Source organism: Acidobacteriota bacterium (assembly GCA_035471785.1).
Classification (GTDB): domain Bacteria; phylum Acidobacteriota; class UBA6911; order RPQK01; family DATIPO01; genus JANQFM01.
This window is the reverse complement of the sequence record DATIPQ010000138.1, coordinates 37,725-53,027: the sequence shown is the minus strand read 5'-3', so window position 1 is coordinate 53,027 and position 15,303 is coordinate 37,725. Positions and strand designations below refer to the sequence as shown.

Genomic DNA, 15,303 nt, shown 5'->3' with positions numbered 1-15,303 from the left:
ACGCTGGTAGACTAGAAGGGTGGAAGAGACACCCAGGGACGCCCCGGAGAACACGCCCCAGCACGATGCTGCAAGAACTGGACAAGAAAAATCTCCGCAGGACCTTGACCCGCCGCGCCAGCCGACGTGGTGGCTTTGGCTGCTGCTGTCCCTGTTCGTGGGCGCATTCATGGTGCTGGCCTTCCTCCAGCAACAAGAGCTTCACCAGTCCAGCTCGTCGCCGCTGACGCAGCCGCTGGGAGATCTCGCTGAAGATCCTCACTTCCGCCTGACCTCCCGCTATGCGCTGGGCGTCTATCGCCTCTCCAAGATGGGGATCGCAGTCGGCGGTAGTGCCGAAGATGAAACGAGTTCGGAGCAGCTTGTGGACTCGATGCTGGAGGAAGTGGAATCTTCCGCCGCGACGCTTGTTAGCCGGCTCCGCACCGTCCCTGTCCTGGCCGAGATGCGGGGAAGAGATGCCGCTCTGCAACGCCTTGAAGAGGTCAAGGGCTCCATCTCGGCCGTCATTGCCGGCTCTGGCGACGACCAAGCACCCTCGGTTTCTCCCCAGAGCCTGGAAGAGGACGCTCAGGTCTTCGCCACCATCTACCAGCAAGGCTCCGACTCGCTCTCCCAGGAGCAGCGCCAGAGGTTGATCGATCGCCATCACTGGTATGCCCGCTTGGCGCTGGAGCAGGGCGGCGACGAGTCGGTGTCGGCCCATTCCGTCATCTGGAGAACGACAATCGTCCTCTTGTCGGCAGGACTGGGACTGCTTGCGGCAGCCGCGACGGGATTCGTGCTCTTGGCGGCGGCAATTCTCCTTTTCGCCAGAGAACACCTGCGGACACACTACCGGACCCTGCGCAGTCAATCCGCCGCCCTGAGCCGTCCTTTGTTGGAAGTCGTCGTCTTCTTCTTGCCGCTGCTGCTGATGCTGACCGTGATTGGGGAAGGGATAGGACAGCTCTTGGGAGGCGTACCCCTGCTGGCCATCGTCCTTTGGGGAGCATTGCTGGCGCCGCTCTGGCCGCTGCTGCGGGGCGTTTCGCGGAGGCAGTTGAGGCAGGCGCTGGGCTGGAATCGGGGACGCGGCGCCGGATGGGAAGTGCTCAGCGGGGTGGGCGGCTACCTGGCCGGAATTCCAGTGATGGCGGCGGGAGTGGCAGCGACCTTCTTCATCTCTCAGGTTTTCGAGACCCAACCCAGCCACCCGGCGGCTCTGGAAGCGTTGAGCGGCGGATTCTGGCAGATCTTGCAGATCTATCTGCTGGCCTGCGTGTGGGCTCCCGTGGTGGAGGAGTCGGTTTTTCGAGGAGCCCTCTTCAGCCACCTGCGTATGCGCTACTCCGGAGCGACATCGGCGTTGTTGTCGGGGATTATTTTTGCCGCTATCCATCCTCAGGGACTGGCCGCCCTGCCCGTTTTGACCGCCATCGGATTCGTGCTGGCCATGCTGCGCGAATGGAGGGATTCGCTGATCGCCCCCATGACGGCCCATGCCCTCAACAACTTCCTGGCGATCACTCTCCTCTTGCTGCTCTTCCGCTGAAGGAGGGCTTAGACCACCTTCCTGAGGGCCTCTACGAACTGCTCCATCTCTTCTGGCAGGCCTAAGGAAACGCGGTTCCAGTCGAGCAGCGGGGGGAAGGGGCGGCCTACCAGCACTCCCTGCCGGCGCATCGCTTCGATGTGATCGGCAACCCTGCCGGGGATGCGGTGGAAGATGAAGTTGGTCTGGCTGGGCAGGTACTCGATTCCCATTTCGTCCAGAGCCGCAGTGACGATCCGCCGCGCCTGCAGGTTGCTCTGGAAACTGCGCTGCAAGTATTCCTGGTCGCCGTAGCAGCCCAGGGCGGCGCAGGCGCCGGCGTGGTTGACTCGACCCCATTGGGCCAGCTCGCCCAACTGCTTGGCCGTCTCGGGATGGGCCACGCCGTAACCGACCCGCAAGCCGGCCATGGCGTAAATCTTGGAAAACGTGCGGGTGACCAGCGTGCGGGGACGGGCCGCCGCCTCGGCAACCAAACTGCGGTAGCGTTCGTCGCGCACGAACTCGTGATAGGCCTCGTCGATCAAAAACCAGGTTTCGGACGGCGCCTCCTTCATCCAGTCGGCTACAGCCTGGCTGGAAATCACCGTCCCGGTGGGATTGTTGGGATTGCAGATGTAAACCAGCACCGGCCCTTCTATCTGGCTGGCCGCCTGGCGCATGGCGTCCAGAGGATAGTCGCGTCCATCGGCCAGGTCGAATTCGCGCACCGTCACGCCTCGGGCCTTGGCCTGATCGGAGAAGGTCAGGAAAGTGGGGCGGCCTTGCAGGGCCGTGCCCCCTTCAAGCTGGGAGAAGGCCTCGGCCGCCATCACCAGCAGTTGGGCCGATCCTCCGCTCATGACCACCTGCTCCGTCTCCACGCCCAGCGCGCCCGCCACCATCTCCTTGAAGCGGGGATAGATGTCGCCGGGATAGCGGTTGGCGTCCACCAGCCCCTCCACCAGGGCCTGGCGGGCTGAAGGAGCCAGTCCCAGGGCGTTCTCGTTGGAATCCAGCCGCAGCAAGGGAGTCCCGTCCCCGGCGGCCTGAGGATCCCGGGGCTGACAGCCCATCACCTTGAGCGCCGCCAGTCCTGCGGCAGTCCCGATCAGAAAGCGTCTTCGATCCATCTGTTCTCCTCTGCAAGAGGGGGGTTTAGGGGCGATTCTGACAGGGCGGCCCTGGATTGACAAGCTCTCGGCGATCTTGCTACATTCCTGCGGCGGCCCCATCGTCTAGGGGACTAGGACGCCGCCCTCTCACGGCGGAAACGGGGGTTCGAATCCCCCTGGGGCTACCAAACCCGTTCCAATCTCCGGTCAGGGAAACGCTGGAACTCACCCTTCCGCCGCCGACTTCAGTTCTTATCGACCCTCGGAGCAGCTTGACAGCGGACCGGCATTGGAACTGCTCAGTTGCTGGTTTCGCCGTCGAAGAGTTTAACGGTGCGTTGGGAGCGGCGGGCGTAGTCGGGGTTGTGGGTGACCAGGAAGAGTGTAGCGCCTTTGGCGTGGAGGTCTTGGAGCAGGCTCATCACGGCTTCGCCGTTCTTGGAATCGAGGTTGCCGGTGGGCTCGTCGGCCAGCAGAATGAGCGGATCGGCCACCACCGCCCGGGCCACGCCCACGCGCTGCTGCTCGCCGCCGGTGATCTGGGAAGGATAGCGGCGGGCGTAGGAATTCATCCCCACTTTGGAGAGCGCGTCCATAACCCTCTGACGACGTTGCTCGGCGGGCATCTTCAGGTAGGTCAAGGGCGTTTCCACGTTTTCGTAGACCGTCAGGTCGCCGATCAGGTTGAAGTTTTGGAAGATGAAGCCGACGCACTTGTTGCGGATGTAGGCCATCTGCTGGGGCTTCAGTCCGGCTACCGGAGTTCCGTTGAGCGTGTAGGTGCCGGTGGAAGGCGTTTCCAGCAGGCCGATGATATGCAGCAAAGTCGATTTCCCGCATCCCGAGGGACCCGCCACGGTAACGAACTCGCCCCGCTCAATCTGCAGATCGACTTCGCACAGGGCTTGCGTGCGCACCTCGCCGTTGCCGCTCACGAAAACCTTGGAGATTCCCTCCAGGCTGATCAGAGGCGTGTCGGCGCGGGCCCGCAAAAAATCTTCCATCTGCTGTTGGGCGTCAGAACCCGAAATTCGGCGCAGCAATGTCTTGAGCATTACCCTTAAGACGGACTTCACCCTCGGATGGTTGGCTTTTAAAGGACAGAATTCTCCACCTCCTGCCAACTCACCGGGCGGATCGCGGCGGAGCCGGCCCAATCGGCCTTTAAACAGCGTCCCTCACTGTGCGTGGCTGTACGAGCTATAGGCTATTGACAGCACCGACCACCCCGCGCATAATCGGCCCTCAAGTCCATCAGGACAATATTTCAAATTGTTCATTGCATTAGGGGAGGAGAAAATGTCGAGGATCGCGACCACGCCCAAAGTCCGTCTTTTGGCCGTAGTGCTGAGTTTCTGCCTGGCCGTGGGCTGGCTGCAGGCTCAGAACTGCGAGGGCCAGAATCTGCTCCAGCCCGAGATCAGGGATTCCGAGAACGGCAGGCTCGACACCGTCATGACGGTGGCCTATGCCGTCAACATCCTGGGATGCGACAAGGTCAACCTGCGCAACTATGAAGCCACCTTGAGGCCGCCCACCTTCAAGGTCAAGGCGGGCGACCGCATCACCATGCAGCTCAACAACGACCTCCCCCACAAGGACATGAACCATCCCGCCGATCCCAATGTCCCACACGGGTTCAACATCACCAACTTCCACACCCACGGATGGCACATTTCGCCCACCGGCAACAGCGACAACGTCCTGCTCGAGCTGGAGCCCGGCCAAGGCCTTCTCTACGAATTCAACTTGCCCGACGATCACCCGGCGGGAACCTTCTGGTACCACCCCCACAAGCATGGATCCACGGCCATGCAGGTGGCCAGCGCCATGGGCGGAGCCCTGATCGTGGAAGGCGGACTGGACAACAATCCCCAAATCGCCGCCGCCAAAGATCGGATCATGATCTTGCAGCAGATCCCCTACGAGCTAGGCGACGACGGGATCGGCACCATCGAAGACTTTGCGCAGTTGCAGGGCGAGTACACCCGCCCAACCTTCGTCAACGGGCAGGTCCATCCGGTCATCCGCATGAAGCCCGGCGAGGTGCAGCGCTGGCGCTTCATTCAAGCCGGCATTCTGGAACTGGTCCACCTGAGCCTGCAAGGCCATGAGCTCAACGTCATCGCCTGGGACGGGCTGGCCACCGGTTCCATCGACCCTCATGAATCGGTAGAACTGGCTCCGGGCAACCGTGTGGACGTACTCGTCAAAGCGGGAGCGCCGGGAACCTACCAGCTCATGAAGATCGCCGAACAACCCGATCAGGGCCTGCGCAATCTGCCGACCAACGAGGAGCTGGTAGCCACCGTCGTGGTCGAGGGCTACCCGGTCGTGATGTCCCTTCCCAATAGCGCCGAACTGGCCAAGTACAAGCCTTTCAGAGACATCCGCCCTGACCAGCTCCAGTCGCAGAAGGACGTGGTCTTCGCCAAGAACAACTCCAGCACCTTCTTCAACATCAACGGCGTCCCCTTCAATCCCAACGAGGTTCCCTGGCAGCTCAAGCTGGGCCATTACGAGCAGTGGAACCTGTCCTCCGACGACCAGAACCACCCCTTCCACATCCACGTCAATCCCTTCATGGTGGTCAAGATCGGAGATGAGGAACTCAACCCGCCGCGCTGGATGGACACCATCCTGGTGCGCAAGGGCAAGCCGGTGGTCTTCTATACCTTCTACAAGCGCTACATCGGCAGCTTCGTCTTCCACTGCCATATCCTCAACCACGAGGATCAGGGAATGATGCGGCTGGTGGAAATCGTACCTTGAGGGATTCTAGTGCGCTGAAGTTTTGAGCCGCCCCGTTGTGTTATTCCACGCCTTCAGCGTTCGGACCTTGGCCGTCCTGAACCCAGGGTGGCGCCGCCGTCTCGCTGGCGCTCGCCGGGGCTGACCCTGGGCTAGCGAATCGCTCCCCTTCAGGGAGCTTGTGCTCGACTTTCAACACAGCCACTGCCTGCCCTCCGAAGCCCTGCCTCGCCCTCCGTAGCCTCTGGCGAAGGGGGCGAAGGAGGGGGCTGGCGCATCTGTCCCTTGCAGGGACAAGAAGCAGGCGTCCAGCGTCCAGTGGTTTGACCGGCAGCGCTAGGCTGAGGCGAGTTTCCTGGCGATGCGGCCGGCGGTAATGCCGAAGTGGGAACTGTGCCATTCCACCTGGCCGCCGCGCAAGCAAATCATCTGAGGCGAGGCGTGGGCTACTGAAGTCTGCCGGGCGATGTAGTTGGAAACGTCGCGTTCTTCGATGACGTGCACCTTGTGGACGACGGCGCCAGGATGCTGGGAGAGGTATTTTTCCACCTCGCGATGAGCGAAAGAACTGATGGCGCAGGAGGTGCTGTGCTTGAAGATCAGGGCGGTGGCTTGCTGAAAGAGCTGATCGACTTGAGCCGTTTCGATGAGTTGCTGCATGTTTTTCCTCTACCCTCGCGCACTAGGACGCCGCGGCCGGGAGGTTGGATTCTCCAGGAGCGGGATCTTTTTCAGCCCTGCCCTGCAGCCCGACTGCGCCCAGGTAGAGGAACCACATCAGCAAGGTGGCTGCCAGGAAAGCGATGCGGCCCGAGAAGCCCAGCGTGCTGGGCGAAATGAACCCTTCCACCAGACCGGCGAAGACCAGCATCACCATCACGCCCAGTTCCAGCGTCAGGGCACGCGGAGCGACACGCTTGAGGGCTTCGCTGCGGGTCAGCCGTCCCGGCGCCAGCATGGTGCGGGCCAAGAGGAATCCGGCGGCTCCAGCCAGGACGATGGCCAGCAGCTCGGTGCCTCCGTGAGGCATGATCCAGCCCCACAAGGCCCGTCCATTGCCGTTGAGCGTCATCCATCCTGCCACCGCGCCGATGTGGATGCCGTTGTAGATCAGCAGCAGCGCGGTGCCCACTCCCGCCGTCAGTCCCAGTCCGAAGGCCAGCAGCGAGACCTGCAGGTTATTGGTCATGATGGAGCTGGCGGCCACGGGACGCATCAATTCGGGAAAGCTGTGCATGGTGTCTTCGCGGGCCGGTTGGAAGTCGAGAAACGCCGCCGGAACCAGGTCGTAGCCCAGCGAGGGGTCGCCCATCACGGCAAAGGCCGTCACCACGGCGGGAAAGAAGAAGAAAAAGGCCGACAGTCCCGCCGCCCCCAGAGAACGTCGGAAAGCCCTTGGAAAGGCGGCCAGCCAGGAAGCGCTCTCTGCCCCGCCCTTGCTGTGCCGGGCGTAGCCGTAGAAGAGCAGATGGCCGGCCAGGGCGATGCGGTTGAGTTCCAGCACGGCGTCCTCGTCTCCCCCCATCGAGCGGGCCCGGGCCAAATCGGCGTTGACGCGGCGATAATCCTGGCTCAGGTCCTCTATGTTTTGGGGGGAAAGGCGACGCAGGGCCGGAGCGCCGCGCGACAGCAGGCGTCTGACCCGGCGCGAAAATCTAAGCCAGAGCAGGCGTTTGCGGGCCGCGGCATCGAGTTCTTTTTGAGGTGGCTGCTCGCCTTCCTTCAAGGGGGCGGCCTTAAGCCGAGCGGCGTCAACCTGCCGGGAAGAGAGTTCCAAGATGCGCCGCAGAACGCCTTCGCAGTACTCGCGCGGATCGGGCAGGGCGGCCACCCGCTCCGGGTCTTCTCCCATCATCTCGAGGAAGGGACGGGTGATGCGCCAGGCCAGTTCGGAGCGTTTGTCGGGGTTCATCTGCAGGCGGCGGTCCATGAACTTTCGCACCAGCGCCAACTGGCGGGAATCGATCTTGCCCCGGGGAAGAGTAACCACCTGGCGGGACTGTCCCGCTTCGACCCTGGCCAACCATCCCGAGCTGGAGCGGAGAGCCGACTGGCGAACAGGATCGGTGGCGAAGGCCTCACGCACCACGATGGTGCCGGCCGCCATGTCGCCCAGGCGTTTTCCATGAGGATGGTAGAGGGCCACGATTCCGCCCAGCACGTAGGTGGGTATAGGGAGCATGTCGGCGGCCCGCAGCAGGTTGCGCAATGCGCTCTCGCGCAAGGTGACCGGAAAACCGTCGTCACGCAGCACCCGCAGACCAGCAGCAGCCTTACCGGGAGTGCGCCCGCGCATGAAATGTTCGACCAAGACGTAGTAGCCCCAGTTGAGGAGAAAGAAGAGAATCAGCAGGACGGCTGCCCCGAGAGAGTTGAGCCCCTGGCTGAAGGGATTGTCCGCGGCCAGGTTGAGCAAGCCCACTGCTGTAGCCAACAGGCTCAGCACCACCATCAGCCCTATGATGATCAGGGTATCGAGCAGCAAAGCCGCAAAACGGGCCAGGGGTCCGGCCAGTTCGAAATCGATTTCGACGTGATCGGGAGTTCTGATGGTGTAGCTGCCGTGCACGATGTCCTATTTTAAATCAGGTTGGCCTGACGAATTTCAAGATACTTGCGAACCAGTTGGATGCTGAGCTGGCGGGGATCGGTCTCCAGCACCAGAATGCCGCGCGAGCGCATCCGTTCCAAGGCGATCTGCCGCTCGATGCGGAAATGGGCAGCGGCGGCTTTGCGGAAGGCCCCGCGGGTATCGCGGGGGACGCAGTCGGCTGTTTCCTCCACCTTGGGCTCGGAGAGCACCACGCACAGAACCAGGTGCTTGGAGGAGGCCCGCATCAAATTGGCAATCAGTCCTGAGCTGGAGACGGAGTCGAGCACATCGGTCAGCACCAGCACCAGGCTGCGGCGCTGCAACAGGGCCATCGACTCGGCGATGACCTGCCAGTAATCCGATTCCACCTCCCTCAACTGGACGCGGTAGATGCTCTCCAGCACCGAGGGCATGATGAGGTGTCCGCGGATGGGCGGCAGGAACGATTCGATGCGGTTCGAGAAAGTGGCCAGGGCGATGGAGTCGCCCCGCTTCTGGGCCACGTAGGCCAGCATGACGGCGGCGTTGAAGGCGTGTTCGAGGCGGGCGAACTCGCCGATCTGGGCGGCCATCAGGCGTCCGCAGTCGAGCAGGATGGCGATCTGCTGTCCCCTCTCCACCTGGAAGACCCGGCTGATCAGGTGTCCGCGGCGGGCGCTGGCTTTCCAGTCCACTTTGCGCAGGTCGTCTCCGGGCACATATTGACGCAGGCTTTCGAAGTCGGTTCCGTCCCCGCGCAGCCGCCGCGGACGGCGCACCACCTCTTCCCGCTCGTCGATCTTGGCCAACAGTTCATACTCGGCCACCTGCAGGAACTGAGGATAGATCTTGCAGCGGTCCTGAAGATCGAAAGCCAGCCGCCGCTCCAGCAGTCCGGCCTTGGACAGGCGCAGGAAAAGCAGCAATTCGCCGAAGACATGATCGCCCCGCCGCACCGGGCGCACCTTGTAGGCGGCCCTGACGGCCTCGCCCGGCGCCACGCGTCCGGCAGGCAGCGGATCCAACACCTGCAAGGCCGTCGGGGGCTGGTCCTCAAGAGAAAGTGAGATGGCCCGGAAAGAGTTGTTTTGCAGCTTGATCTCGATGTTCTGCACCGAGTCCATCGAGAACCTCCTGGGCAGTTGGCGGGAGGCTTCGATGTCCGGGGAGGAGGGCAAGGCGGAGCGCTCACGCAGCGCCGCCAGTGCCAGGAGCAGCCAATAGGCGGGTGCCGCCAGCCAACCCATCGGCAAGACCAAAGAAAGAAGCCACAGCGGCCCGCCCAGGGCAATCAAGCCCAGCAGAACGGGAGTCGGGACGGTGCGGCTGCGGCTCTTCATGAGGGGGTTTCGGTGGGCTCGCCGGCGGACGCTTCCTCTGCCTCAGCGGCGGGAGGACTGAAGCGCGGCACCGCCACCTGCTCGAGCAAGGCCCGCAGACAGTCGTCCGCATGCAGGCCCTCGATCTCGGCCTCGGGCGTGAGGCGGACGCGGTGACGAAGCACCGGCAAGGACATGGCTTTGACATCGTCAGGAGTAGCGTAGAAACGGCCTTCCAGCACGGCCAGAGCCTTGGCGGCCTGCAACAAGGCTACTGCCGCCCGCGGCGAGGCTCCCAAAGACAGCGAGTCGAAGGCGCGCGACTGACGGATGACATCGACGATGTAGTGCCGCACCGACTCGTCCACCTCCACCTGATGAGAGAGCCGGCGCAGTTGCAGAATCTCCTCGGGCCTCGCCACCGCTTGGATGGTTTCCGAGGGACGGGCGGCGGTCGGGCCCAGACGGTGCATCTTGTCCAACATCTCGCGCTCGGCCTCCAGCGAAGGATACTGGATGGAAATCTTCATCAGGAAGCGGTCGAGCTGGGCCTCGGGCAGCGGATAGGTTCCCTCGTATTCGATAGGGTTCTGGGTGGCCAAGACGAAGAACAGAGCCGGCAATTGCCGGGTTTCTCCGTCGATGGAAACCTGCTGCTCCTGCATGGCCTCAAGAAGGGCCGACTGGGTCTTGGCGGGGGCCCGGTTGATCTCGTCGGCCAGCACGATCTCGTTGAAAAGGGGACCCTGGCGAAAGGAGAATTCCCCTGTTTCAGGTTGGTAGACATTGACTCCGGTGATGTCGGACGGCATCAGGTCGGGCGTGAACTGGATGCGTGCGAAGCGGGCTTCGATGGCGCAGGAAAGGCAGCGCGCCAGCAGTGTCTTGGCCACGCCGGGGACTCCTTCGAGCAAGACGTGTCCTCCCGCCGTCAGGCTTGCCAGCAAGTCGCGCATGATTTCGTCCTGTCCGGAGATTACCCGCTTCAGTTGACGGCCGATAGCCTCGGTCAATTGCAGGGCTTGCTCAAAAGGAGGACGGTTTTCGGGTAGCTGAGATGAGTTCATGATGACTTCAGTTCCTGAGCCAGTTTTCCGGCTGCTTGGGCCAGCTCGGTCAGTTGTTGGGGAGTAACCGTACCCTCTTGGGGCAGGTTGCGCCAGTGAAGCAGGTAGTCGCGGAAGCTGCGGGCCCGACTATGCTCACCCAGGCTGAGTTTGCGCTGCACCCGCTCCTCGTCGATGTCGACGCTGTAGCCCACACTGCGCGAGAGGCGCAAGGCCAGCGAGCGGTGCATCCAGCGGGCGCAGAGGCGTCCCGCGCCGGCGGCCTGCAAGAGTCCGGCGCGGGCGTCGATCCACTCCAGCGGACTGGCCCGGCGGGGCGGCGGCGCCTCCTCCACCCGGCCGAAGCGTGCCTGGAAAATCAAGAGGTAAGCCAGCAGGGCCAGGGTGATCTGCAGGCACATCCATCCCCAGGGCGTAGTCGCGAAGTCCCACAGCAGCGACACCATCCGGCGCCGGCTGCCGAAACCGTGGTGGTATTCATCGAAGGCTACTTGACCGCCCCGGTAGGAAGCTGCCGTACGCACCAGCCAGATGGCGTTATCGCTCTCCCGCAGGCGGGAGTTGCTGAATGCCAGCGGATCGGAGATGACGGCCAGTCGCCCCCGTCCCACCGTCTTCCAAACGGCCCGGGGACCTCTCGGTCCCTGGGCGATCACCTGCAGCCCTTGCCCCTCGACGATGAGATCGCCGCTCTCCAGGCGCAGCGGCGGCGAAGCGCCGGCAGCAGCCTCCGCTGATTCCCCGCCCTCATCCTGGACGGAACCTGATGCGGGAGCGGCGCGAATCACGATTCCCAGACGTTTGAGGAACCCGTCCGGCGGCTGGTCCGGGTCGACGTTGGGCGACTCTTCCGCTTGCCGGCGGGAGGAGGCCCGAAATCGGCTCCTCCGGCCTTCGATCAACCAATCGCTCTCCAAACAGAGAATGGCCTGACCGCCGTCTTCCAACCACGTCCGCAAGCGCTCTGCTTCACCAGGTGAGAGGTGAAGGCGGGGATGGGCCACAATGAAGGTATCGACGGGCTCCTCCACGCCTTGGCTCCGGGCTGGCTGGGAGGTCGAGGGCAAGGCCAAGAGGACGCTGCGCCAGCGCTCGGCCGAGGTAAAGCGCTGCAAGACCAGCAGGGCGGCCCGCATCCCGCTGTCGTCAGTAAAGAAGGTCGAGGGTTGGCGCCTGACGCTTCGACGGCTTTCACCCGAGAGGCTGCCCAGCAGCACCGCCAAGCCGAAGGTCAGCAGCAGCGACAGCGCCAGCAGCATCCAGTTAAGCCGGTTGGGCCCGGAGTCAGGATTGACGGTAAAACTCATCGACTTGATTGAGAAGTCCCTGCAAGCGTCCCTGGGCGGCGGGACGGTGAGCGTATACGATTTGGTCGTAGGCCTCGGAAAGGTCCTGCAACAAGCGGTAGCCTTGGCCCTTCTGGCGGCACTCCTTGAGATAGTCCCGGTTGGTTTTCCAGCGGGCGAACTGCAGCAGCCCCCGCTCGTCCATCACTCCCAAGAGCAAACGGTGGGAGATCCAGACTGCCTGGTAGAGGTCGCCCCGCTGCAGGGCGCGGCGTGCCAGCTGCAGGGCTTCCTTCCAACTGGCGGCTTTCCCTTCCAGGGTCTTCCAAGGCGTGCCCGCCACCCCAATACGTTGGTCCTGGCGCTGGGGCAAAATCCGCCAGATGGTCCAGGCGATATGGGCCAGCAGAGCCACCAGAATAAGGGAAAGCACCACGATCAGAACCCAGCGTCCGGTTGGGTTGGCTTCCGCCCATCCGGCCAGCGACGACAGTTGATCCCAAAGCCAGTCGATGGCCTGTCCCAGCCAGTCGGAGAGCGGGTCTTTGGCAAATTCGGGACGAAGGAAGACCTCTTCTACGGCCTTTTCGATTTCAGCCGGAGGGGGCGGCTCGGAAGCGGGTTGCGGCTGCATCACTGTCGACGTCATCCTCTCTTGTCCGGCTGCGTCCCGCCGCCTCCCTGGACGGCCTCTTCCAGGCTTTGGCTGAGATAGTCGAGATCGAAGGCCTCCTTGCGGATACGCAGGTCGTAATAGACGAAGACCACGCTGGTATAGAGAAGGGGCGTTGAGATCAGGTTGCCCACCATTTGGGTGACTTGCCCGAAGATGGGATTCTCGACAGCCTCCAGTCCGAAAATGGCCATGCCCGCTGCCAACAGCGCCACGTTGACGACGATGATGACGACGTAAAGCACGGCGAAAACGGCGAAAATTTTGATTCGGTTGCCGCGGGTCAATTCGATGCTGCGGCGCATGGCCTGCACGGCGTTGAGCTTTTCAAGCAACACCACCGGTACGACCATGCTGAAAATCACGAAGACCGCCACCATGCCTCCGAACATGGCCACGCCGCTGCCGGTGCCGAAGAAGAGAAGAAAGAAAAACCGGGCCGATGGGCCCATCAAGCTGGAGAGCAAGAAGACAGCCGAAATCAGCAGGAATCCCCCCAGCACAATGCCGGCCAGGACCACTCCCACCAGCAAGTAGGCCAAAAAAACATGGATGAAGCGCCGTAAGGCGACGCGAAAGGCGCTGATGATGGAAACCCGGCGCTCCAGATAGCGTTCGCTGACCGCCACCAGAGTAGCGGCAATCGAGAGAGGAGAGAGGACGAAAAGCAGTAGGACAAGTCCAAGTCCTGAGACCAGGACGGCCACCAGCGTCATCAGTCCCGGCTCCCCGCTGCGGGCAAGCAGCAGCAAGAGGATGGCCGCGCCGTAGTATGGAACGAAGGCCACGGCTGTGATCCCGGCCAGCAGAGGGATGTGACGCACGTACATGCGCAGCGTCGAATCCAGTATTTGTCCCACCGACATGGCCTGAAAACGGGGCATCATGTCGGCCAAGAATTCGGTCATGCTGGTTTCCTAGCTTGAAAGCGCATCCATCACTTGCCCGAGCAGGTTGCTTTGCAAGGGTCGCACACTCGGATAGAAGAGGCAATTATCGTGATTCACCCTGACTAAGAGGCGCCGGGATCTCCAAGTAGGCGCTCAACCATCGTACGCCGAGATAGAAAGGAACGGTGTCGAGCAGGGCTGAGACCAGCTTGAAGACGTAACCGGAGCCTATGAAAACCCAGAGTTGAGGCCAGATGGCGGCTTGTTCGTCGACCGGCAGGGCGCGGGCGTAGAAGTGAGTGATGGTGATGACGGCGAAGGTGTCGATGAACTGGCTCACCAGAGTCGAGCCGTTGTTGCGCAGCCAGAGATGCTTTCCTTTGGTCAGGTCCTTCCAGAAATGAAAGAGGTAGACGTCGCAAAACTGAGCCGACAGGTAGGCCAACATCGAAGCAGCCACAGCGCCGAAGGTCAGGGCCCTGATTTCGAAGAAGACTGGAAGCCGTCCCGCGGCGTCGCGTACGATCTGGCCTGTTTGCGGGTTGACCTCCTCGTAGCCGGGAAGCACGCCGCCCAACCAGAGGATGAATATCACCCAGAGGTTGAGAATCAAGCCCACCCAGACCATGAAGTTGGCGCGGCGGCGCCCGAAGAGTTCGCTGATGAAATCGGTGCAGAGAAAGGTAATGGGGTAGGGCAGCACGCCAACCGCCAGGACGAATGGGATGCGCAGGCCGAAGATCTCGAAGCTGAGATCGACGAAGCGGCTGATGCCGATGATGTTGAGCATGGCCAGCGAGCCCAGGAAGAATCCGGCAAAAACCAGAAAGACCCTCTCGCGCCGTTCCCGCAGATTGCTGTCCGATATCTTCATCGTCGTCATCGTCGTCAGCAGCTATGAGGATTGGGATCTGTCGCTTCTTCAGGCAGAGCGGGCCGCCTCGGCTACCTGCTTGGCCACCCGGGGAGCGACCGAGCGGTCGAGCGCGGCGGGCAGAATGAACTCCGGACGGAGGTCCGAGACGCAGTCGGCGATGGCGTCCGCGGCGGCCAGCAGCATGGCATGGGTAAAGCGGGGAGCGCGGGCCAGCAGGGCTCCTCTGAAGAGCCCGGGGAATGCCAGTACGTTGTTGACCTGGTTATCGTAATCGCTGCGTCCGGTGCCCACGATGGCAGCCCCGCCCAGGCGGGCTTCGTCGGGATCGATTTCAGGAATGGGATTGGCCATGGCCAAGACGATGGCATCCTCGCCCATGCGCTTGATGTCGTCGGCCGTAAGCAGATTGCCCTTGCTGACCCCGATGAAGATGTTGGCGCCATGCAGGGCGTCCCTCAGATCGCCTTGACGCCCCTTGGCGTTAGTACGCCGGGCCAGTTTTTCCTTGAAGGTGGTGTTGCCCGGGCGCCCCGGCCAGAGAATGCCCTTGGAGTCGCATACCAATACGCTGCCGGCCCTTAAATCGGCATCTTCGGCCGCAGGACTGCTGAGCAGCCGGGCGATGGCGCGTCCGGCGGCGCCGGCACCGTTGATGACCACTTTAAGGTCCTGGAATTCCTTGCCCAGAAGTCGCAGGGAATTCTTGATGGCGGCCAGGGTGACTACGGCGGTTCCGTGCTGGTCGTCGTGAAGGACCGGGATTCCGATATCCTGCAATCTCGATTCGATCTCGAAGCAGCGGGGAGCCGAAAAGTCCTCCAGGTTGATGCCGCCGAAAGTGGGAGCAATGGCTTTCACCACCGCCACCACGTGATCGACCTCGCGGGCGTTGATAACCAGCGGAATGGCATCGATGCCGCCGAACTCGCGGAAAAGCACCGCCTTGCCTTCCATCACGGGAAGGGCGGCTTCGGGACCGATATCGCCCAACCCGAGGACGGCGCTGCCGTCTGAAACAACCGCCACGGTACGGCCTCTCCAGGTCAGGTCCCAGGCTCGGGAGACGTCGCCGGCGATGACTTCACAGGGACGGGCGACGCCTGGCGTGTAAGCGAGGGAAAGGTCTTCGCGCGAGTTCAGGGGCATGCGCGAACGGATTTCGACCTTTCCTTTCGTTTCTCCATGTCGTTTCAGAGAGCGTTCGTAAATGTCCATCGAGGCAATCTTCTGACGTTGGACC

General features: G+C 62.5%; 13 protein-coding genes and 1 tRNA gene. 3 read left to right on the top strand and 11 right to left on the bottom strand.

From position 1 onward, the window contains the following. The first annotated feature begins 19 nt into the window (after nucleotides 1–19). Complete coding sequence (locus tag VLU25_19490; protein ID HSR70121.1) at nucleotides 20–1,534, top strand: type II CAAX endopeptidase family protein; 1,515 nt, start codon at nucleotides 20–22, stop codon at nucleotides 1,532–1,534. An 8-nt stretch (nucleotides 1,535–1,542) separates the two neighbouring features. On the opposite strand, the gene VLU25_19485 is transcribed toward VLU25_19490, so the two are convergent. Beyond that, complete coding sequence (locus VLU25_19485; protein ID HSR70120.1) at nucleotides 1,543–2,646, bottom strand: histidinol-phosphate transaminase; 1,104 nt, start codon at nucleotides 2,644–2,646, stop codon at nucleotides 1,543–1,545. 94 nt (nucleotides 2,647–2,740) lie between these two features. Between VLU25_19485 and VLU25_19480 the strand changes: the two genes are divergently transcribed. Next, nucleotides 2,741–2,816, top strand: a tRNA-Glu gene (locus VLU25_19480). Between the two features lie 111 nt (nucleotides 2,817–2,927). Here the strand turns inward: VLU25_19480 and VLU25_19475 are convergent. Beyond that, nucleotides 2,928–3,632, bottom strand: a complete 705-nt coding sequence (locus tag VLU25_19475) for an ABC transporter ATP-binding protein (GenBank protein ID HSR70119.1) — start codon at nucleotides 3,630–3,632, stop codon at nucleotides 2,928–2,930. Between the two features lie 295 nt (nucleotides 3,633–3,927). Here VLU25_19475 and VLU25_19470 point away from each other — a divergent pair, with 295 nt between their 5' ends. After that, nucleotides 3,928–5,400, top strand: a complete 1,473-nt coding sequence (locus tag VLU25_19470; protein ID HSR70118.1) for a multicopper oxidase domain-containing protein — start codon at nucleotides 3,928–3,930, stop codon at nucleotides 5,398–5,400. 315 nt (nucleotides 5,401–5,715) lie between these two features. Here the strand turns inward: VLU25_19470 and ytxJ are convergent, their stop codons facing one another. From ytxJ to VLU25_19425, 9 genes are all read right to left on the bottom strand, one after another. Continuing rightward, nucleotides 5,716–6,039 carry a bacillithiol system redox-active protein YtxJ gene (gene ytxJ / locus VLU25_19465; protein HSR70117.1) on the bottom strand — a complete coding sequence of 108 codons (324 nt, stop codon included), beginning with the start codon at nucleotides 6,037–6,039 and terminating at the stop codon, nucleotides 5,716–5,718. A gap of 22 nt (nucleotides 6,040–6,061) precedes the next feature. Continuing rightward, nucleotides 6,062–7,948, bottom strand: a complete 1,887-nt coding sequence (locus tag VLU25_19460; protein HSR70116.1) for a stage II sporulation protein M — start codon at nucleotides 7,946–7,948, stop codon at nucleotides 6,062–6,064. An 11-nt stretch (nucleotides 7,949–7,959) separates the two neighbouring features. Beyond that, nucleotides 7,960–9,291, bottom strand: coding sequence for a DUF58 domain-containing protein (locus tag VLU25_19455; protein HSR70115.1), 1,332 nt, complete (start codon nucleotides 9,289–9,291; stop codon nucleotides 7,960–7,962). Further along, nucleotides 9,288–10,337, bottom strand: a complete 1,050-nt coding sequence (locus tag VLU25_19450) for a MoxR family ATPase (protein ID HSR70114.1) — start codon at nucleotides 10,335–10,337, stop codon at nucleotides 9,288–9,290. The genes VLU25_19455 and VLU25_19450 overlap by 4 nt, the downstream gene beginning before the upstream one ends. Next, entirely contained in the window at nucleotides 10,334–11,644 is a 1,311-nt protein-coding gene (locus VLU25_19445) for a DUF4350 domain-containing protein (protein HSR70113.1), read from the bottom strand. The genes VLU25_19450 and VLU25_19445 overlap by 4 nt, the downstream gene beginning before the upstream one ends. Continuing rightward, nucleotides 11,622–12,272, bottom strand: a complete 651-nt coding sequence (locus tag VLU25_19440) for a DUF4129 domain-containing protein (GenBank protein ID HSR70112.1) — start codon at nucleotides 12,270–12,272, stop codon at nucleotides 11,622–11,624. Before VLU25_19440 ends, VLU25_19445 begins: the two co-directional genes overlap by 23 nt. Further along, nucleotides 12,269–13,204 carry a hypothetical protein gene (locus VLU25_19435; protein ID HSR70111.1) on the bottom strand — a complete coding sequence of 312 codons (936 nt, stop codon included), beginning with the start codon at nucleotides 13,202–13,204 and terminating at the stop codon, nucleotides 12,269–12,271. The genes VLU25_19440 and VLU25_19435 overlap by 4 nt, the downstream gene beginning before the upstream one ends. An 85-nt stretch (nucleotides 13,205–13,289) precedes the next feature. After that, a complete protein-coding gene (locus tag VLU25_19430) occupies nucleotides 13,290–14,060 on the bottom strand; it encodes a queuosine precursor transporter (GenBank protein HSR70110.1) in 771 nt (256 codons plus the stop codon). A gap of 48 nt (nucleotides 14,061–14,108) precedes the next feature. After that, complete coding sequence (locus VLU25_19425) at nucleotides 14,109–15,278, bottom strand: NADP-dependent malic enzyme (protein HSR70109.1); 1,170 nt, start codon at nucleotides 15,276–15,278, stop codon at nucleotides 14,109–14,111. Between the last annotated feature and the right edge of the window lie 25 nt (nucleotides 15,279–15,303).

Excerpts from the sequence above, each read along its gene's own strand:
- VLU25_19485 (HSR70120.1), bottom strand. The coding sequence starts at position 2,646 with ATGGATCGAAGACGCTTTCTGATCGGGACTGCCGCAGGACTGGCGGCG.
- VLU25_19475 (HSR70119.1), bottom strand. The coding sequence starts at position 3,632 with ATGGAAGATTTTTTGCGGGCCCGCGCCGACACGCCTCTGATCAGCCTG.
- VLU25_19470 (HSR70118.1), top strand. The coding sequence starts at position 3,928 with ATGTCGAGGATCGCGACCACGCCCAAAGTCCGTCTTTTGGCCGTAGTG.
- ytxJ (HSR70117.1), bottom strand. The coding sequence starts at position 6,039 with ATGCAGCAACTCATCGAAACGGCTCAAGTCGATCAGCTCTTTCAGCAA.
- VLU25_19455 (HSR70115.1), bottom strand. The coding sequence starts at position 9,291 with ATGAAGAGCCGCAGCCGCACCGTCCCGACTCCCGTTCTGCTGGGCTTG.
- VLU25_19450 (HSR70114.1), bottom strand. The coding sequence starts at position 10,337 with ATGAACTCATCTCAGCTACCCGAAAACCGTCCTCCTTTTGAGCAAGCC.
- VLU25_19445 (HSR70113.1), bottom strand. The coding sequence starts at position 11,644 with ATGAGTTTTACCGTCAATCCTGACTCCGGGCCCAACCGGCTTAACTGG.
- VLU25_19440 (HSR70112.1), bottom strand. The coding sequence starts at position 12,272 with ATGACGTCGACAGTGATGCAGCCGCAACCCGCTTCCGAGCCGCCCCCT.
- VLU25_19435 (HSR70111.1), bottom strand. The coding sequence starts at position 13,204 with ATGACCGAATTCTTGGCCGACATGATGCCCCGTTTTCAGGCCATGTCG.
- VLU25_19430 (HSR70110.1), bottom strand. The coding sequence starts at position 14,060 with ATGAAGATATCGGACAGCAATCTGCGGGAACGGCGCGAGAGGGTCTTT.
- VLU25_19425 (HSR70109.1), bottom strand. The coding sequence starts at position 15,278 with ATGGACATTTACGAACGCTCTCTGAAACGACATGGAGAAACGAAAGGA.